General features: G+C 34.4%; 21 protein-coding genes and 1 tRNA gene. 16 read left to right on the top strand and 6 right to left on the bottom strand.

Annotation, left to right across the window (positions count from 1 at the left end; all coding sequences use genetic code 11):
* The first annotated feature begins 86 nt into the window (after positions 1–86).
* A complete protein-coding gene (nadA, locus tag EG344_RS15180; protein WP_123910135.1) occupies positions 87–1,106 on the top strand; it encodes a quinolinate synthase NadA in 1,020 nt (339 codons plus the stop codon).
* Between the two features lie 155 nt (positions 1,107–1,261).
* Positions 1,262–1,420 (top strand): bacteriocin-like protein, encoded by a 159-nt coding sequence (locus EG344_RS23985; RefSeq protein WP_164464448.1) that lies wholly within the window; start codon positions 1,262–1,264, stop codon positions 1,418–1,420.
* A 316-nt stretch (positions 1,421–1,736) separates the two neighbouring features.
* Here EG344_RS23985 and EG344_RS15175 read toward each other — a convergent pair whose 3' ends face one another.
* The 4 genes from EG344_RS15175 to EG344_RS15165 all read right to left on the bottom strand — a co-directional run bounded on the left by EG344_RS15175 (position 1,737) and on the right by EG344_RS15165 (position 2,670).
* Positions 1,737–1,946 (bottom strand): hypothetical protein, encoded by a 210-nt coding sequence (locus EG344_RS15175; RefSeq protein ID WP_123910134.1) that lies wholly within the window; start codon positions 1,944–1,946, stop codon positions 1,737–1,739.
* A gap of 52 nt (positions 1,947–1,998) precedes the next feature.
* Positions 1,999–2,196 carry a hypothetical protein gene (locus tag EG344_RS15170; protein WP_123910133.1) on the bottom strand — a complete coding sequence of 66 codons (198 nt, stop codon included), beginning with the start codon at positions 2,194–2,196 and terminating at the stop codon, positions 1,999–2,001.
* Positions 2,197–2,233: 37 nt separating this feature from the next.
* Positions 2,234–2,404 carry a hypothetical protein gene (locus EG344_RS23980; RefSeq protein ID WP_164464447.1) on the bottom strand — a complete coding sequence of 57 codons (171 nt, stop codon included), beginning with the start codon at positions 2,402–2,404 and terminating at the stop codon, positions 2,234–2,236.
* Between the two features lie 71 nt (positions 2,405–2,475).
* Entirely contained in the window at positions 2,476–2,670 is a 195-nt protein-coding gene (locus EG344_RS15165) for a bacteriocin-like protein (protein WP_068944592.1), read from the bottom strand.
* A 334-nt stretch (positions 2,671–3,004) separates the two neighbouring features.
* Here EG344_RS15165 and thrA point away from each other — a divergent pair, with 334 nt between their 5' ends.
* From thrA to EG344_RS15130, 7 genes are all read left to right on the top strand, one after another.
* The gene (gene thrA, locus EG344_RS15160; protein ID WP_123910132.1) at positions 3,005–5,455 is read left to right on the top strand and encodes a bifunctional aspartate kinase/homoserine dehydrogenase I; all 2,451 of its coding nucleotides are present in this window, start codon (positions 3,005–3,007) and stop codon (positions 5,453–5,455) included.
* Positions 5,456–5,466: 11 nt separating this feature from the next.
* Positions 5,467–6,402 (top strand): homoserine kinase, encoded by a 936-nt coding sequence (locus EG344_RS15155; protein ID WP_123910131.1) that lies wholly within the window; start codon positions 5,467–5,469, stop codon positions 6,400–6,402.
* Between the two features lie 7 nt (positions 6,403–6,409).
* Positions 6,410–7,714 (top strand): threonine synthase, encoded by a 1,305-nt coding sequence (thrC, locus tag EG344_RS15150; protein WP_123910130.1) that lies wholly within the window; start codon positions 6,410–6,412, stop codon positions 7,712–7,714.
* Positions 7,715–7,717: 3 nt separating this feature from the next.
* Positions 7,718–8,086, top strand: a complete 369-nt coding sequence (gene folB / locus EG344_RS15145; protein WP_123910129.1) for a dihydroneopterin aldolase — start codon at positions 7,718–7,720, stop codon at positions 8,084–8,086.
* A gap of 34 nt (positions 8,087–8,120) precedes the next feature.
* Complete coding sequence (locus tag EG344_RS15140; protein WP_123910128.1) at positions 8,121–9,485, top strand: DUF4403 family protein; 1,365 nt, start codon at positions 8,121–8,123, stop codon at positions 9,483–9,485.
* Between the two features lie 42 nt (positions 9,486–9,527).
* Complete coding sequence (locus tag EG344_RS15135) at positions 9,528–10,025, top strand: RDD family protein (RefSeq protein ID WP_123910127.1); 498 nt, start codon at positions 9,528–9,530, stop codon at positions 10,023–10,025.
* A gap of 59 nt (positions 10,026–10,084) precedes the next feature.
* Positions 10,085–10,155 (top strand) — tRNA-Cys (locus tag EG344_RS15130).
* A gap of 145 nt (positions 10,156–10,300) precedes the next feature.
* On the opposite strand, the gene EG344_RS15125 is transcribed toward EG344_RS15130, so the two are convergent.
* A complete protein-coding gene (locus tag EG344_RS15125; RefSeq protein ID WP_123910126.1) occupies positions 10,301–10,873 on the bottom strand; it encodes a hypothetical protein in 573 nt (190 codons plus the stop codon).
* Positions 10,874–11,464: 591 nt separating this feature from the next.
* Here EG344_RS15125 and EG344_RS15120 point away from each other — a divergent pair.
* Positions 11,465–11,692, top strand: coding sequence for a glutathione synthase (locus EG344_RS15120; RefSeq protein WP_123910125.1), 228 nt, complete (start codon positions 11,465–11,467; stop codon positions 11,690–11,692).
* 530 nt (positions 11,693–12,222) lie between these two features.
* Here the strand turns inward: EG344_RS15120 and EG344_RS15115 are convergent.
* Entirely contained in the window at positions 12,223–12,669 is a 447-nt protein-coding gene (locus EG344_RS15115; RefSeq protein WP_123910124.1) for a hypothetical protein, read from the bottom strand.
* Positions 12,670–12,968: 299 nt separating this feature from the next.
* Between EG344_RS15115 and EG344_RS15110 the strand changes: the two genes are divergently transcribed.
* The 6 genes from EG344_RS15110 (at position 12,969) to EG344_RS15085 (ending at position 17,886) form a co-directional block, all read left to right on the top strand.
* The gene (locus EG344_RS15110) at positions 12,969–13,520 is read left to right on the top strand and encodes a YMGG-like glycine zipper-containing protein (protein WP_123910123.1); all 552 of its coding nucleotides are present in this window, start codon (positions 12,969–12,971) and stop codon (positions 13,518–13,520) included.
* 52 nt (positions 13,521–13,572) lie between these two features.
* Positions 13,573–15,207 (top strand): LIC_10190 family membrane protein, encoded by a 1,635-nt coding sequence (locus EG344_RS15105; RefSeq protein ID WP_123910122.1) that lies wholly within the window; start codon positions 13,573–13,575, stop codon positions 15,205–15,207.
* Between the two features lie 50 nt (positions 15,208–15,257).
* Positions 15,258–16,328, top strand: a complete 1,071-nt coding sequence (gene aroC / locus EG344_RS15100; RefSeq protein WP_123910121.1) for a chorismate synthase — start codon at positions 15,258–15,260, stop codon at positions 16,326–16,328.
* A gap of 17 nt (positions 16,329–16,345) precedes the next feature.
* Positions 16,346–16,909 carry a thioredoxin family protein gene (locus EG344_RS15095; protein WP_123910120.1) on the top strand — a complete coding sequence of 188 codons (564 nt, stop codon included), beginning with the start codon at positions 16,346–16,348 and terminating at the stop codon, positions 16,907–16,909.
* An 11-nt stretch (positions 16,910–16,920) separates the two neighbouring features.
* Positions 16,921–17,460: a TlpA family protein disulfide reductase gene (locus tag EG344_RS15090; protein WP_123910119.1), complete on the top strand. Its 540-nt coding sequence runs from the start codon at positions 16,921–16,923 to the stop codon at positions 17,458–17,460.
* Between the two features lie 84 nt (positions 17,461–17,544).
* Positions 17,545–17,886 (top strand): YkvA family protein, encoded by a 342-nt coding sequence (locus EG344_RS15085; protein ID WP_123857582.1) that lies wholly within the window; start codon positions 17,545–17,547, stop codon positions 17,884–17,886.
* Positions 17,887–17,938 lie beyond the last annotated feature (52 nt).

The following is a 17,938-nucleotide window of genomic DNA, read 5'->3' as shown; positions in this document are numbered from 1 at the left end:
GAAGATGAAAGGAACGTACTTTCATCAAAATCTAACTTCTAATTTCTAACCTCTAACTTCTGATAATAAAAAACATTGAGGTTGATATGAGTACCGAAACATTAGAAAAAGCTAAATCTGCGATTCCCGTAAAAGGATTCCTGGATATAAAAGGCATAGCGATTCCTCAGGGAGAAGAACTGGTAAAAGCCATTCTAAAACTTAAGGAAGAGAAAAACGCTGTAATCCTTGCCCATTATTACCAACCGGGAGAAATTCAGGATATTGCTGATTTCCTTGGAGATTCTCTGCAATTGGCAAGACAGGCAAAAGAAACTAATGCTGACATGATTGTATTCTGTGGAGTACATTTCATGGCTGAAGCAGCAAAAATTCTTAATCCAACTAAAAAAGTAGTTCTTCCTGATACCATGGCTGGATGCTCTCTGGCAGACGGATGCTCTGGAGAAGGATTAAGAAAAATGCGTGAGCAACATCCTGATGCTTTAATTGCTACTTACATTAACTGTAATGCAGAAACAAAGGCTGAAAGTGATATTATCGTAACAAGCTCAAATGCTGAAACCGTTATTGAAGCGCTTCCAAAAGACAGACCCATCATTTTTGCACCGGACAAAAACCTGGGAAGATATTTATCTAAAAAGACAGGTCGCGATATGATCCTTTGGGACGGAAGCTGCATAGTACACGAGGCATTTTCAATGGAAAGAATTGCAAAACAACTTGCAGACAATCCGGATGCAAAAATGATTGCACACCCGGAAAGTGAAGAAGCTGTTTTAAAATTAGCACACTTCATTGGTTCCACTTCTGCTCTGCTGAACTTTGTAGAAAAGGATGATTGCCAGAAATTCATCATCGCAACAGAAGAAGGGATTCTCCATGAGATGAGAAAACGTGCACCACACAAGGAATTAATTCCTGCATTAGTTTTCGACGAAAGTTGTAACTGCTCAGAATGTTTCTACATGAAACGTAATACAATGGAAAAGCTGTATTTATGTATGAAATATGAGCTTCCTGAGATTCTTATCGACGAAGAATTAAGATTAAAAGCATTGAAGCCCATTGAGGCGATGCTTGATCTTTCGAAAAGTATAAAGTAAATTTAAAGCACTGTTTTTACAGTGCTTTTTTTAATGCTATCAGTAAAGAGAAAAAATAATTAAAAATCTATTTAATTTTCTTTAAAAATATATTATTATTTCTTTTACTAGTGAATTATTTATTATATTTATAATTCACACTAATAATTTATAATATGAAAAATTTAAAGAAATTAAACAGAGAAAATCTTAAAAAAGTAAACGGAGGGTCAAATACCTGTAGCTATTGTAGTATACGTGAAATTTGTGATATAGGATGCTATGGACAACCTATTTGCCTTCCAAAAGGACCTTATTTCCCTACTGAATGTTAAAACATAAAGCACTGTAATTTTTACAGTGCTTTTTTATTTTCGATGAGTCATCTTTATATTAAGATACTCCTCCATCCATACACTCCATACTTACAATTACGCATGCTTTGCAATAAGTAGGAAGCGCTTGATAAGCACTACATGGAGCATCATTGGGACCAGTTCCATATGTTGTATGCTGTGGACATCTGCTACAGTTTGATCCAATTGAACCATTTATGCCTCCTAATTCTTTTCTGTTTAATTTCTTTATATTTTTCATAGTTATTTTAATTTTTTGATGTTATTGAATAGTATTGTTTAGCAAAATTTTCATTTAGTGACCATAATAATCAGAATAATCTGGTCCATAGCAATCGGCACTTACATCAACGCAATTTCTACACGTAGGAGATAATGCCCAAAAAGCCATACAGCCATTGGTATATTCAGGACCATCTCCATAGTTTCCGGAAGTCGGACAGAAGTTACATCCCGTTCCTTTACCATTAATATCCTTCAGGTTTGTTCGTGATAATTTTTTCATGTTTAGATTTGTTATTAATTAATGTTTTACTGATCATTGATAATTATTCCTGTTAACTATCTCCAAAACAAGATCTGCTGACTCTAACACAATTTTGGTCTTTGCAGTAATCCGGTAATGCAAAATAATTATCACAGGTTCCAGTGTATTCCACTCCCGGCCCATACTTAATATGAGTTGGACATCCGTTGCAAAGAGAAGCATTCGCACCTTTAATATTTTTAAGATGATGTCTGGATAACTTTTTCATATTGTAAAGATTTTGAATGATTTCAATTTGATTCAAATTACAGCATGGGAGGATAGCATTTTCCACCAGGCTTAAGCCAGCATCCCCATCTGCCTCCACCCATAAAACATACAAGTTGTTCACTACCACAAGCTTCGATTTGAATTTGTGTAGCGCCACCACTGATATTCTTCTTCTGCTCTCTTGATAATCTTTTAATTGTTTTCATATTATTTTAATTTTAAGATGATAAAGCAAAAAAGCACTGTAAAAACAATGCTCTTATATTATTGAAAGATATTAATAACGGTCAAAACAGTCCATACTTACCAATACTCTTTTTTTACAGCACTCTGGCAGCCCATAAAAGTCTCCACATGATCTTGGTTCATTTGGTCCATAAGGTCCAACAGGACAATTTTCATAACAATCCCCTATTCCACCACCATTAATTGATTTTAAATGTTCTCTTTTAATTTTTTTTGAATTTTTCATTGGATATTCATTATAGTTAGTTTGATAAATGTAAGATTTTTAATTAATTACACAAAATATTTCTCTATAAAAGGATTTACAAATTTATTATGTTAAAAGTTTGCTATTTCAAAATAATTTGTACATTTGTCCTGTTACAATGAATTTTTCAAGAAACATATCTGATATTTCTATCCTGAAGTCACCTATTTCAGGAGTATCTGCTGTTTCTACATTCACAACTACAACAACTACCCCATAAAGGGGTAAATTTTCACATATTATTTCCGGTACCTGTACTCTTTTTTTACAAAGAGTAACTCACTCACTTTATCTAACCTCAAATAAATAATAGATGAAAATCTTAAAATTTGGCGGAACATCAGTCGCCAATTCTCAGAATATCCTGCTGGTGGAAAATATTATCAAAAAGGAATCTTCAAAAAGCAATGTTGTAGTCATTTTATCTGCACTTCATGGTGTAACAGATCATCTTATTATGGCAGCAGAATATGCAGCTGTTAAAAATGAAGATTATTTACAGCTGCTTAAAAATGCGGAGGAAAAACACCTGAACCTTGTCAAGGAACTTATTCCTGTTCTAGAACAAAGTTCTTTACTAAGTTTTGTAAAAAAACACTTCAATGATCTGGAAGATCTATACAACGGAATTTTCGTTCTTGGAGAGCTTACCCCAAGAATCAAGGATAAAATTGCCTCATACGGAGAATTTTTATCATCCAGTATCATTGCAGCAAGACTTCAGCATCAGGAAATGGATTGTTTATGGATGAATGTTTCAGAACTCATTAGAACAGACAGCAATTTTACTCATGCGAAAGTAAATTTCAGCGCCACTGAAAGCAATATTAAAAATTATATCAACAAGCATCAGAACCGTATCCTGATAGGTCCCGGTTTTATAGCCAGTGACGAAAAAGGTCATACAACAACATTAGGACGTGGTGGTTCAGATTATACTGCTGCTATAATTGCTGCTGTCATTCAGGCTGAGGAACTTCAGATATGGACGGACGTAAGTGGAATGATGACTGCTGATCCTCGCTTGGTTTCCCATGCAAAACCCATCGCAGAAATTTCCTATCATGAAGCTATGGAGCTTTCTCATTTTGGAGCAAAAGTTATTTATCCACCATCTATTCAACCTGTGATGGTAAAAAATATTACGCTTAAAATTAAAAACACCTTTGATCCGGAAGCGCAAGGAACATTAGTATCCCATAATCTGGAAATTTCAGAAAATGAGAAACATGAGGTAGCAGTAGGAATTTCAAATATGGGCCATATTGCCCTTCTCACTCTGGAAGGTAGTGGAATGGTAGGCATTCCTGGAATTTCCGCAAAACTTTTCCAATGTCTGAGCCAGGAAAAAATAAATGTGATTCTCATTACCCAAGGTTCTTCGGAACATTCCATTACTATCGCCATTCACGAAAAAGATATATCAACTGCTGAAACGATGATTAATGCTTCTTTTGCTGATGATATTGATTTAAAAAGAGTAGCTCCGGTTCATATTGAAACAGATCTTTCAATTGTAGCTTTAGTAGGAGAAAACATGAAAAGTAGAAGTGGGGTAAGTGCTAAAATGTTTGGGTGTCTAGGTAATAATGGAATTAATATCAGAACTATTGCACAAGGGTCCTCAGAAAGAAACATCAGTGTTGTTGTTGCTGAAAAAGATGCCAGAAAAGCAGTTAATGTCCTTCATGAAGAGTTTTTCGAATCAGAAATAAAACAAATTCATCTTTATATCTGTGGAACAGGAAATGTGGGCACCAAGCTTATCCAGCAGATCTATAATCAGAATAAATATCTGAGAGAAAACCACTTCATCAACTTAAGAATTGCTGGTCTGTCCAACAGCCGAAAGATGATTTTTGCAGACAAAGGAATTTCCAAAGAAGAATACCTCAACTGGAATGAATCAGGTATTGAGGCTTCAGCTCAAAAATTTGCCGAAGAAATCAAAGCCCGTAATTTAAGAAACTCTGTTTTTGTTGATATCACCGCAAGTTCTGAAATTCCTGAAGTATATGAAGAACTTTTGAAAAGGAGTATCAATATTGTTGCCTGTAATAAAATTGCGGCTTCATCGGATTTTAACAGATATACGACATTAAAGAATACCGCCAGAAACCATAACTGCACTTTTCACTTTGAAACGAATGTAGGAGCCGGGCTTCCGGTAATAGGAACCATTAATGATCTCATTAAAAGTGGGGATAAAATAACTTCTATTGAAGCTGTACTTAGTGGAACATTAAATTTTGTATTCAACAACTACGATGGAAGCAGAACATTTTCTGAAGTGGTAGCTCAGGCACAAAAAGAAGGCTATACAGAACCGGACCCAAGACTGGACCTTTCCGGAACCGATGTGGCCAGAAAGATTTTAATCCTTGCCAGAGAGGCCGGATATTCACTTCAGTTTGAAGAAATTGAAAATATAGGTTTCCTACCGGCAGCCTGTATGGAAGGTAGTGTAGAGCATTTCTATGAAAAGCTTACAGAATATGAAAGTCATTTTAAGTCTTTATTGGGTAACGCCCAAAAGGAAGGAAAAATACTGAAGTATATTGCAGAATTTGAAGAAGGAAAAGCCAAAGTAGGTTTACAGCATGTTGCTCCGGGAAGCGATCTGTTTCATCTTTATGGAAAAGATAATATTGTCATTTTTAAAACCTTAAGATACTCCGAACAGCCATTGGTTATCAAAGGAGCCGGTGCAGGAGCTGAAGTAACTGCCAGTGGTATTTTTGCAGACATTATCCGTTCAGTTTAAAAACAAAAAATATGAAAAAAGTAAAATTAAAGATTCCGGCTACTGTAGCCAATTTAGTATGTGGATTTGATATTCTTGGAATGGCTGTTAATGAACCTTATGATGAAATGGAAATCCGTTTACTGGAAACTTCGGAAATCATCATAAAGCATACAGATTCTTTTGGGCTTCCTGAAGAGCCGGCTAAAAATGTTGCAGGTATTGTACTTTTAAAAATTCAGGAACATTTCAACTTAAAAAATGGCTTTGAAGTTATTATTCATAAACATATAAAACCGGGAAGTGGACTCGGTTCCAGCGCGGCTAGTGCTGCCGGAGCCGCCATAGGAGCCAATATCATATTGGGAAATATCATGTCAAAAGATGAAGCGGTACATTTTGCCATGTTTGGAGAAGAACTCGCTTCCGGAGTTCGTCATGCCGATAATATCGCTCCATGTATCTATGGTGGAATTACTTTAGTAAAATCTACAGATCCCATTGATATCATCCCATTGAATGCCCCTGATTTATTTGTTGCCGCCGTACATCCTCAGGTTGAAGTTAAAACTTCCGATTCAAGGCAAATTTTAAAGAAAAATATCGCCTTAAAAAGCGCTGTTGAACAATGGGGAAATATTGCAGGATTGGTAGCAGGTATTCAGAAAAATGATTTTGCACTGATTGGCAGAAGTCTCAACGATGTCATTATAGAACCTATACGTAGTATTTTAATTCCAAAATTTGATGAAATTAAATCAAAAAGTCTTGAGCTTGGAGCTCTGGGAGGAGGAATTTCGGGATCAGGGCCTTCTATTTTCATGCTGGCAGAAAAAAAAGAAACGGCAGAAAAAATTGCTGACCTTATGAAAACCATGTATGATGAAATTGACATAGACAACTTCGTATATGTTTCCAAAATAAATCCTGTTGGAATTGAAGCCATTGAAGAATCAAAACTAGATTAAAGACAAAATGAAATATTATAATTTAAAAGACAGTAAAGAAAGCATTGATTTCAGAACTGCAACCATAAAAGGACAGGGAAGAGATAAAGGATTATTCTTTCCTGAAAATATCCCTTGCTTCGAAGAAGAATTCATCCACAATCTCTCTAAATATTCTGATGAGGAGATTGCTTTTCAATGTATGAAAGACTTTATTGGAGATGAAATTCCTTCAGCAATACTTAAAAAGATTGTTGAAGAAACCATCAGCTTTGAAATTCCTTTGAAAAAAATTAATAATGACATTTCAGTTTTGGAACTTTTTCATGGCCCTACTCTGGCATTCAAAGATATCGGTGCAGGATTTATGAGCAGATGTCTGTCTTATTTTTTAGAAAATCAACAGAAAAAAGTTACTGTTTTAGTAGCGACTTCCGGAGATACTGGCGGAGCTGTTGCTCATGGATTCTATGACCTTCCGGGCATTGATGTTGTCATTCTTTATCCTAAAAATAGGGTTAGCCCTGTTCAGGAAAAGCAACTTAGCGCATTAGGTAAAAATATTTACGCGCTGGAAGTTAATGGCAGTTTTGATGATTGTCAAAATCTGGTAAAACAAGCTTTTTCCAGTGAAGAAGTCCATAACAAAGTCTTCCTGACTTCTGCCAATTCTATCAATATTGCCAGATGGCTTCCGCAGCAGATTTATTATATGTTAGCATTAAAACAATGGCAGCAAATAGAAAACAAAGCTCCTGTAATCTGTGTTCCAAGTGGAAATTTTGGGAATATCTGTGCTGGAATTTTGGCTCATTTACGTGGTCTTCCTACAGAACATTTCATTGCAGCCTGCAATACCAACGATGTAATTCCTGAGTATTTGGAAACCCAGAATTTTAGCCCTAGAAAGACTGTCGCTACTTTATCCAATGCTATGGATGTGGGAAACCCCAGCAATTTTGTCAGAATTCTGGAACTTTTCAACAATGAGTTTGATGCTCTAAAGAATAAGATATCCGGCTATTCCATAGATGATAAAAAAACCATGCAGACAATTACAGATGTCTACCACAAGGATCACTATGTTCTGGATCCTCATAGTGCAGTAGCATTTGCTTCACTTGAGCAATATATTAAAGAAAATCCAGGTAAAAAAGGTTTCATCCTGGGAACAGCACATCCTGTAAAATTTCCTGATGCTGTAGAAAATGCAATCAAAACAAAAATTGAAATTCCCCAATCTTTGGAAGCCCTAATGAAAAAGGAGAAAAAAACTGTAGAAATAAATTCAGATTTTGAAGAATTAAAACGATTTTTGCTTGATAAAAATTAAGCAATGAGTAAGATATATCTTGAAGATGTAAAAATATATGCCTACCACGGGGTTTTACCTGAGGAAAATATTATTGGCACCTACTATATTTTAAATGCAGAACTTCATACCGATTTGTGGAAGGCAGCAGAATCAGATGACCTGAATGATACCATAAGCTATGCAGATATCAACAATATTCTTCATCAGGAAATGAAAATCAAATCCAAATTGCTGGAACATGTTGCGGGAAGGATTATTTCAAAAATACATGATCGTTTTCCACAAATCGACTATATCAAGCTTAAGCTTACCAAAACAGCACCGCCTATGCAAGGTGAAATGAAAGGCGCAAGTATTGAACTGGAAAAAAGTTTTAAACCGGAAAATTAAAATTCTTATTTTTATTTTCTAAAAAAATACAAAATTGAAATTCGTTAAAATATTATTTTTAGTAGCATTTATCAATACTTTTGGTCAGACAGGTGTTGATAATCAATTGGCCAGTTATAATTTTCCGAAGATTAAATCCAGCATTACCATGCCGGTAACAATCCCACTTTCAGAGCTGAGCAATATGGTAAACGCCTCTGTAAAAGATCTCATCTACCAGGATGATTCTTATACAGATAATAATAATGACCAGTTTAAAGTAAAAGTATGGAAAACCAGACCCATCCGCTTAGTTGGAGGAACCAGCCAAAATCTATTGATTGAAGTTCCTTTAAAAATATGGGCAGAGAAAGGAATCGGAACCCTGGGCGTTTATTCCTATCAGAATACTACTTTTGAAACCGTAATGTCCTTTAATACTACGGTTACATTTAAAAACAACTGGACAATTACTACCAATACACAACCCAACGGCTTCCGATGGGTAACAAAACCGGTATTGGATTATGGAAGAATACAAATTCCGATTACTCCTATTGTTGAAAAGAGTTTAAAAGAACAACAGGAAAAATTCTGTAAAACCATCGATCAGCAAATGGCTACCCAGCTAAACTTCCAGCAATATGCTATTATGGCCTGGAATACATTTGCACAGCCATTCAATATTTCAGAAGAATATAATACATGGCTAAAAGTAAGTCCGGTGGGCGTTACTATCACTCCTTTAAAATTCTATGGAAATCAGATCAATGCCACCCTTGGAATTGATATTTTCTCAGAAACTTTTACAGGAAATAAACCTGCAGCCTCTCCTACTGTAACTTCAGCAAGTAATTTTAATTTTGCTCCAACTGTTGCAGATAAATTTGTTTTGCAGACTACAGCCAATATTCCTTTTACAGAAGCCAGTAATATGGCCAGAAAAACATTTCTCAACAAAGAATTTGATATTAGAGATTCCAAAGTAAAGGTAACAGACATCAGAGTGTATGGTGTTGACAACAGAATTGTTATTGAAGCACAGACAGATGGTTATATCAAAGGGACTGCTGTAATTTCGGGAATTCCTGTATATGATGAAACTAAAAGAAAAATTGTCTTATCTGATACGAAATTCAAGCTTAAAACAATGAATATTCTCCAAAAGACAGCCTCACTTCTATTCCAGGGGAAAATTGTAAAGATGATTGAAGAGGAATATGGAATTCCAACCCAGGAATTGGAAGAAACATCCAGAAAAAGTATTGAAGATGCTTTCAACAAGGAATATTATAAAGGATTAAAGATGAGCGGAAAGGTATTTAATCTGAGACCAAGCAAAATTCTTCTCAACAGTACAGGAATTACTGCTGTCATTGATACTAATGCCACTTTAAAACTACTTGTGAACGGATTTTAAAAATCAAATAAAATCCAGTTAAAAAAAACTAATAACCGACCCATGAAAAGAATTTTAAATATTGTTGAATACAATAAGGCTTCATTATGGATTAGGTTTGCCAATAATTTCATAGATGTTATCATCATATATATTGTCAATTACCTCCTCTCTAGTATTTGCAATTTCCTTTATAACATTACTTCACTTGAGTTTTTCTACTTCTATAGTAATGGAGGCTTTTTATGGAGTCTCTTTATTGGAAATTTCAACTATTACCTTTATTACTTTCTGATGGAAAACTATTTAGATGGGAAAACCATTTCAAAGTATATTACAGGGACCAAAGTAATCAGTACAGATGGGACAAAACCAACAACCCAACAAATTATGTACAGAAGTCTTTCCAGAATTGTTCCTTTTGATGGGCTCTCATTTCTTGGGGTAAACGGATGGCACGACAGCTGGAGCGACACAAGAGTAATTAATCTAAAAAATTATATGGCTGAAATTCAAGCAAAAAGCGAAATTGACACTCTAGGAAAGAAAGAAATCGCATAAAAACTTTGGTTTGTATAGAAATTTAGCTATATTTGCACACCTCAAAAATGGTAAAACATGGTACTTTGGCCGAGCGGCTAGGCAGTGGTCTGCAACACCATCTACAGCGGTTCGAATCCGCTAGGTACCTCTTTAAAACCTCTAAATTTTATTTAGAGGTTTTTTTATTTACCTATTCTCACTAGATATATCATCTATTTTAATTCTATCATTTTTATATTAAATAAAAAAACCATCTTTTCGAGACGGTTTTTATGATAAATTAATTTTCTTAATTAATAAGCGTAAAATGCGATTCCTTCATATATCCAGCCATTTCCTCCATTACCTAGCTCAGCAAAATTTTTAGTATAAAGGTGACCACTCTTTGAAGGTCTGAAATATCTATAAACCGGAGAAGCATTCATCGTATTTTGAGGAATTGAATATCCTAAATTTTCTATAACAACATAACCTTGTGCCTCTGCACTTTGTCTTTCAACAGCAGTTGTAACTAAAAGATTATCTAAATTTTTCGGATGAATCATACTTATAACTGAGCTTCCCGAATTACCTGGAACCCAAACAGATTCCAATGCAAAACCTATTTGTTCATACTTCCAATCTAACTCATTTGGACTTTGTCCCGGAGGTCTTGTATTGATTCCAAAAAAATGTTTATGCACCTTATAACTATACCACCGGTCAACTTGAACCAAAGTCATACTCATCTTTTCAGAACCTTTAGCAGTTATAGACTTTAAAGAAGAGGACGGAACCACCTTATTTTCTACTTGCATTTCCGCTTCATCTCTTTCACATGCAGTAAGTGTTAATAGAAATAATGATGCTAACAATAATTTTTTCATAATTATTAAATTTTAATTGACTGCAATGATACAAAAATATCCCTGATAAGAGAATTATAAAATTGAAAAATTGAAGGATTTTAGAATGATAAATATCAACTTCCATTATTAATATTACTTCTCTACAGAATTTCAAAAATTACAAGAAGAATTTCAAAATCTTCAACATAAGACGAGCTTGTTTTACAAGACAAAAAAAATCCTCGGAAATTCCGAGGATAAAAACTAATAACCATGAAAACTCAAATTAAACATGAGTTGCATTGGTATATTGAAAAATCGTGCCAAGAATTACTTTTTTCGAAAAAAAATAAAAATTTTATTCATAAACAGAGAAAATTAAATTAAAAAATAACCACTCAAAACCTATTGAACTTTAAATATATACAAATAATAACTCTACTAAACACATCGGAACATTATCAAATCCGATAATACTTAATAAATCAATAATTAAAAAAAACTTTAAAATAAAAAATCAAGCAAAGAAGAATAAGACTTCAAAATATCGCATGAAGCAAAGAAGGCAGAAAAAATCACAACTTGGCACAATTTATTCTGTCATTTAACATACCATTTAAATCTAATATCATGTCACAAAAACAATTTAAAAAAACAGATTTTGCTCAGAATCATGAAAAGCAATATCAGATTGAGTTCAAAGTAAATGAAATAGGTGAAGGCAGCAACCTTACTGTACAAAGACTGAATGAAAAAGGGGAATATGAAATAATACAAGCTCCTATCCGAAGATTAAATGAAAGCATATTTGTAGTTTGGGATCACCCTTTTGACGGCAGAATAATTTTTGATGAATAAATGACTCAGCACATAGATGAAACTATATCATCAAAAAAGCCCCCATCCGGAGGCCTCAAAAAACACAAATGATGAAAAAAAATTTTATATCAGAAATAAAAATTTCAACTCAAAAATAAGCCTTCTTTTTCTTCTATTTTATGAGCACAGTCATATAACGTTTTTATTTACACTTCTCCAACGTCTTCTCTTTGCAATAAAAAAGTTCCCCAAAATGAGGAACTTTTATCATAAGGATAATATGGAATAGAAAATGTTTAATCAAAGATACCATTCTTATTCCTCTACAGATATGAGTATAATCATAAAGGCATTAAAAAGAAAAGGCCTCCATGCGGAGGCCTAAAAAACACAAATGATGAAAAAAATCTATTCAGAAAAATCCAAACAGAATATTATGTAAACTGTTTATATATTTCTCCCATTAAGGAGTTATCATATATTCAACAGTATTAATAACTACATATTGATTAAAAAATCCTCATTCGAGGATTTGGTAAATGTAGATAAATATTTTGTCTTTCACAAAGTTATTCTTCCCATGTGATAGGAACATATATTGTAATGTATCCATCATCATCTACATTTTCATCCGATACTGTAGCAATTACTGTTCCATATCCTACCCAGCCTCCCTGGCCCTGGATGCCTGAAAATTCATAGGTTCCTTCCGGAAGATCTTCCTCAGAATACTGGGGAAGCGCACGGTAATTGTATTGACCGGTGAAATACTCATCTCCTGTAGCAGTGTTTTTGGCAACAAATCCTCCCAGATCAAATCCTGAACCTGAAAGCATTTTTGTCCCACTTTGAGATATCAATCCATAACGAACCGGATATGTCTTTGTTTTTGCATCCTTAATCGATACTTCTGTACGAGTCTTAGATGGATTCTCCACAACATCAGTGGAGGAAAACGAAGTAGTAACAGCCAGTAATCCTACTACAGCTGCTACTGTAAAAATTGATTTTTTCATATTGAAAGTAATTTAGTTTCTCAAAAATAGGCATCATAAATTAAATCAACAAAAACTATGGATTAACTATATCTTACAAATTCATTTTAGTAAAAATTCCGCGGCAGAAAACTACAATAAATCTTCATTAGAAGATTCACTCCAAATCCTCTTTATCACTGTGATCTTTATCAGGATTTAGAATTCATTTGAATCTTTTACTATCAACTTTAACATTCTTTAACTGAATTTTGGCTTCATAATTGAAAATAAAACTAAAATTAAAGCCGTTTAGGCTTAAGCTTATTAAAATTTGAGTTATGAAAAAGATAGTATTAGCAGGGTTTTTATCCGTTTTCTTACTAACGGCCTGCAAGAAAGATGACAGAACTGCTGAGAAATCACTGGAAGAACAAAAGCTTGAATTCCAGTCAAGACAGCTTGAAATAGAACGACAAAAACTGGCTATTGAAAAAGAAAAGCTGGTATACGAGGCTCAAAAAAAAGCAGACAGTATCTCCGAAACCAAGAAAGCGAAAGCTACTGCTGAAAATAATTCAAAACCAAAAGTAATAAGAGAAACCAGAACGATATACCGTGACAGAAGCTCTAACTCAGGCGGTGGAAGCAATGGTGGATACGCTGATAACGGAAGTGGTGCTTCACAGGGAACTACTCAGAAAAAAGGAATGAGTAAAGCAGCCAAAGGTACTATTATTGGTACTGTAGGTGGGGCAGCCGCAGGGGCAATTATTGCTAAGAAAAACAGGGGTCTGGGTGCTGTAATCGGAGGCGTGGTAGGTGGAGCTACCGGATATACCATCGGTAGATCACAGGATAGAAAAGACGGAAGAGTACAACCAAGAAGATAATTTTTTTTACCATAACATATAAAGATTGCTTATTTTTAAGCAATCTTTTTTTATGATACTCATTCTGTTTTCCACCATTTTTCTTCTTCCGGTCTTATCAGGACTTGGAAAAATCATGGAAAAATTCTTTGGAATCTTATTTCAGGGCATCTCCGGAAAAATACTTTCAGGAATCATGGGAGTAAGTCTTACATGGACTGTCTTTTCTTTTTTTATTCCCCTGAATATTTATGTAGAAGTTACGACTGTCTTATTAGGGTTACTCTACTTTTTTAAAGAAAGGCTATATCTGGAATTTTATAGATTCCCCAAAAAAGATTTGTTTTTAACAGTGTTCATTTCCTTTATAATAGTTTTTACCGGATCTTATTATCCTTATATATTGGACCATTTCGGATATTATGTCCCAACCATTCAATGGTTGACGGAATATGGGCTTATCAAGGGAATTTCCAATCTGGATCTTACATTGGGGCAAATGTCGATATGGCATATTTTTCAAGCAGGTTTCTCCAATTTTTCAGATCCTTTTCTGAGAATCAATTCGATTTTACTGGTTATCTATACCCTTTACATTCTTGAAAGAAAAAGCTGGATTCAGCTATGTTTCATTCCAATATTATTACTTTTTTCACAGTCACCCAGCCCTGATCTTCCTGTTATTATCTTTTCTTTAATTATTTTAAATGAGGTTATATCCGAAAATAGAAACATCAGTCTTCTCTTTGCCTTTTCTGTTTTTGTTTTTGCTATAAAACCAACTATGATCTGGTTGCCAATACTGGTTTTCCTTTATAATTTTTTTATTTTTAAATCAGATTTTAAAAAGCTGTTGTTCGGAGTTCTTATTTTATTGTTATTCTTTATTAAAAATATCTGGACATTTGGATATCTTGTATTCCCGGTATCTATAGGAGATTTTGGCTTCGTCTGGAAACCTAATCCTGAGGTATTGAAAACTTCTTCCCAATATGCGATTCTGAAAACCTATGACATGCAGTATTCGTATGAAGAAATCCAAAGTTTTTCCACTTGGGAACATATAAAAAACTGGTGCTTTCTGAAGGGTATCAAATCAAAAATCAATAGTCTGTTCATACTAAGCTTATTCGTTTTTTCAGTATTTGCCTGGATGAAGAAAAAGAAAATCATCACTCTGATCTGTATCTCCTTGTTGATAAAAAGTATACTTGTACTGGCTTTTTCAGCACAATACAGGTTTTTCATAGACGTATTTTTCGTTATATTTTTCGTTTTGTTTCATGAATATTCAGATAAAAGAAAATCCATTGCTGTTTTTTCTGTATTCAGTTTACTTTTTATTTCATTATTAACTTTCCCCACACTTATTCAACAGTATATTCCAAGTTTTCAATTAGGACATTTTATGGCCGGATTTAAAAAGGAACAGCTTTATCAGCCCTCATTTTATGAGTATCATCAATTCGACAGTTTTAAGGTTGGCAACTTAAAATTTAATGTCTCCAAAAACTATCCTTACAACTTTGAAACCCCTCTTCCTGCCATTTCCGAGAGTTTTATTTTTGACGATGCAAAAGCCGGAATTTTCCCTCAGCCTATTGACAAAAATAATATAGCAAAAGGATTCATCTGGAAAAGAATGACTTACAAAGAGAAAAAAGAAGCCGAAACAGTCATCAATAAAATCGAAAACATTCATAAATAGAACAAATACTGAAACTTTATTATGTGAAGAAAAAAAGGTAATTTTGTATCATGTTCAATACATTAGGTAATCTTCTTAGTCTTACAACATTTGGAGAAAGTCACGGAGTGGCTTATGGCGGTATCATCAATAATTTTCCGGCAGGTTTAACGGTAGATCTCGATAAAGTTCAATATGAACTGAACCGAAGAAAGCCCGGACAGTCAGCTATTGTTACTCAAAGAAAGGAAAGCGACACGGTAAAGTTTCTTTCCGGAATTTTTGATGGAAAAACAACAGGTACGCCCATTGGTTTTATCATTGAAAACGAAAATCAAAAATCAAAGGATTATGACCATATTGCTGGAGCCTATCGTCCTAGTCATGCAGATTTCACATATGATCAGAAATTTGGTTTCAGAGATCACCGCGGAGGAGGAAAATCTTCTGCCAGGGAAACCATGAACTGGGTAGTGGCAGGAGCTTTAGCCAAGCAACTATTACCAGAGATTGAGATCAATGCTTATGTTTCTTCTGTAGGCGATATTTTCTGCGAAAAACCTTACCAGGCTCTTGACTTTTCTCAAACGGAAAGCAATGATGTACGTTGTCCGGATGCTGAAACGGCAGAAAAGATGATTGCCAGAATCAAAGAAATTAAAAAAGAAGGAAATACAATTGGAGGAACCATTACCTGCGTGATCAAAAATGTTCCTGTAGGAATTGGTGAGCCTATATTTTCAAAACTCCAGGCTGAACTGGCAAAAGCAATGCTGAATATCAATGCCTGCAAAGGCTTTGAATATGGAAGCGGATTCTGTGGAGCAAAAATGACAGGAAAAGAGCATAACGATCAATTCAACACGGATTTTACCACAAAATCTAATCTTTCAGGAGGAATCCAGGGAGGAATTTCCAATGGAATGGACATTTATTTCCGTATGGCATTCAAACCTGTTGCTACTATTTTAAGACCTCAGGACAGTATTGATAAGGAAGGAAACCCTGTGATTGTAGAAGGAAAAGGACGTCACGATCCCTGTGTCGTACCTAGAGCTGTTCCTGTAGTGGAAGGCCTTGCTGCATTTGTTTTGGCAGACTTATTTTTGATTAATAAAACGAGAAACATCAATAATTTTTAATATAAATATTTTTGGTAATGAAAAATTACTGGGACCAGGGAATTTCTTTTGAAGAATACCTTCAAATTGCACAACAAAGATTAGACAATCCTGCTAACCAACAGGAAATTGAATATAAACAATATTATGAGCTTGGACTTCAGAGAATGGACAGAACCATTAAAAAGTATGTTCCGGATGAAGATCAAAGAAAAGAATTAGAGTCTAAGAATTTTGACGGAAAGATTTTAATCATTTCTGAGGCTTGGTGTGGCGATGCCAGTGCAACAGTTCCGGCACTTTTTAAATTCTTTGAAGGTCATAATGAAATCAGAGTTTTTTTAAGAGACAGTGATAAGAGTTTAATCAACCAATTTTTAACCAATGGCACTGAATCTATCCCGAAAGTATTAATTCTTGATAAAGATTTTAATGTAAAAAATTCATGGGGCCCCCGTCCAAAATATGGATATGAGCTATTGATGAAATATAAAGCTGATCCAGAGGGGTATCCAAAGGATACTTTCTATAATGACCTGCAGATCTATTATGCAAAAAACAGAGGTAAAGATGCCGTTCAGGAAATCTTAGATCTGTTATAAAAAAACAGAATATGAAAAAAGGGATCATTTTTATTGTAATAATTGTCATCATTGGTATTATAGCATTTGTACCGGGAGTGAAGGATTTTCTGAAAAATCAGTTCTTCCCTATCGCTACCATTGAAAATGCAGTACACATCAATGAAGAAGATTATGATATAGACCTTAAAGGGATCAATGCACCCAGCACTAACCTTAAAAATTTCAAGGATAAAGCTGTTTTCCTTAACTTCTGGGGAACATGGTGCCCACCGTGCAGAAAAGAATGGCCATCTATTCAGAAATTATATGATACAAGAAAAGATCATGTAGATTTTGTACTTATCGCCATGAATGATAAAGAAGAAGATGTTAGAAAATTTCTAAAGGAAAATAATTATACGGTGCCTGTGTATATTGCACAAAGCCCGATATCTGAAAAGATCCTTCCTAAAGTTTTTCCTACGACTTTTCTTCTGGATAAAACCGGCAGAATTCTTATTAAGGAAGATGCCACAAAAGACTGGGACTCAGAAACTGTGCATCAGTTTATTGATAATATCATCAAATAATTTTTTAACTAAATTTTATAATTTGTTGGTACAGGATTTGTGAAATTTATACCATTGAAAAATTTGTTTAAATCCAAACACAAAATGAAATATTCAAAATTAAATCTTGCAAAAGAAGCTATCAATCACAAGGGCTTTGTAAAAAAGATCCCTGATATTTTCAGAATGGTAAAAATGTGGAGAAAAGGAAGCTATCCGATGAAATCCATTGACATTATTCTTCCTCTATTGGGAATTTTATATGTCATCTCCCCTATTGACCTTCTTCCTGAATTTGCCATCCCGGTGCTTGGAGTAATGGATGATCTGGCCGTATTGTCACTTACCATTCCCAAACTCATCAAAGAGGTGGACAAATTTTTGCTTTGGGAAGCTGAACAAAAATATAATGGCACTCAAATGATTGATGCCGAGATCGTAAAATAATAGTTTATTTATATTTTTAAAACCATTCTGTTTTTGCAGAATGGTTTTTTAT

This window comes from Chryseobacterium sp. G0162 (genome assembly GCF_003815715.1).
GTDB lineage: Bacteria > Bacteroidota > Bacteroidia > Flavobacteriales > Weeksellaceae > Chryseobacterium.
The sequence above is the reverse complement of the archived record's forward strand: the minus strand, read 5'-3'. Positions and strand labels throughout refer to the sequence as shown.

Excerpts from the sequence above, each read along its gene's own strand:
- nadA (WP_123910135.1), top strand. The coding sequence starts at position 87 with ATGAGTACCGAAACATTAGAAAAAGCTAAATCTGCGATTCCCGTAAAA.
- EG344_RS23985 (WP_164464448.1), top strand. The coding sequence starts at position 1,262 with ATGAAAAATTTAAAGAAATTAAACAGAGAAAATCTTAAAAAAGTAAAC.
- EG344_RS15175 (WP_123910134.1), bottom strand. The coding sequence starts at position 1,946 with ATGAAAAAATTATCACGAACAAACCTGAAGGATATTAATGGTAAAGGA.
- EG344_RS15170 (WP_123910133.1), bottom strand. The coding sequence starts at position 2,196 with ATGAAAAAGTTATCCAGACATCATCTTAAAAATATTAAAGGTGCGAAT.
- EG344_RS23980 (WP_164464447.1), bottom strand. The coding sequence starts at position 2,404 with ATGAAAACAATTAAAAGATTATCAAGAGAGCAGAAGAAGAATATCAGT.
- EG344_RS15165 (WP_068944592.1), bottom strand. The coding sequence starts at position 2,670 with ATGAAAAATTCAAAAAAAATTAAAAGAGAACATTTAAAATCAATTAAT.
- thrA (WP_123910132.1), top strand. The coding sequence starts at position 3,005 with ATGAAAATCTTAAAATTTGGCGGAACATCAGTCGCCAATTCTCAGAAT.
- EG344_RS15155 (WP_123910131.1), top strand. The coding sequence starts at position 5,467 with ATGAAAAAAGTAAAATTAAAGATTCCGGCTACTGTAGCCAATTTAGTA.
- thrC (WP_123910130.1), top strand. The coding sequence starts at position 6,410 with ATGAAATATTATAATTTAAAAGACAGTAAAGAAAGCATTGATTTCAGA.
- folB (WP_123910129.1), top strand. The coding sequence starts at position 7,718 with ATGAGTAAGATATATCTTGAAGATGTAAAAATATATGCCTACCACGGG.
- EG344_RS15135 (WP_123910127.1), top strand. The coding sequence starts at position 9,528 with ATGAAAAGAATTTTAAATATTGTTGAATACAATAAGGCTTCATTATGG.
- EG344_RS15125 (WP_123910126.1), bottom strand. The coding sequence starts at position 10,873 with ATGAAAAAATTATTGTTAGCATCATTATTTCTATTAACACTTACTGCA.
- EG344_RS15120 (WP_123910125.1), top strand. The coding sequence starts at position 11,465 with ATGTCACAAAAACAATTTAAAAAAACAGATTTTGCTCAGAATCATGAA.
- EG344_RS15115 (WP_123910124.1), bottom strand. The coding sequence starts at position 12,669 with ATGAAAAAATCAATTTTTACAGTAGCAGCTGTAGTAGGATTACTGGCT.
- EG344_RS15110 (WP_123910123.1), top strand. The coding sequence starts at position 12,969 with ATGAAAAAGATAGTATTAGCAGGGTTTTTATCCGTTTTCTTACTAACG.
- EG344_RS15105 (WP_123910122.1), top strand. The coding sequence starts at position 13,573 with ATGATACTCATTCTGTTTTCCACCATTTTTCTTCTTCCGGTCTTATCA.
- aroC (WP_123910121.1), top strand. The coding sequence starts at position 15,258 with ATGTTCAATACATTAGGTAATCTTCTTAGTCTTACAACATTTGGAGAA.
- EG344_RS15095 (WP_123910120.1), top strand. The coding sequence starts at position 16,346 with ATGAAAAATTACTGGGACCAGGGAATTTCTTTTGAAGAATACCTTCAA.
- EG344_RS15090 (WP_123910119.1), top strand. The coding sequence starts at position 16,921 with ATGAAAAAAGGGATCATTTTTATTGTAATAATTGTCATCATTGGTATT.
- EG344_RS15085 (WP_123857582.1), top strand. The coding sequence starts at position 17,545 with ATGAAATATTCAAAATTAAATCTTGCAAAAGAAGCTATCAATCACAAG.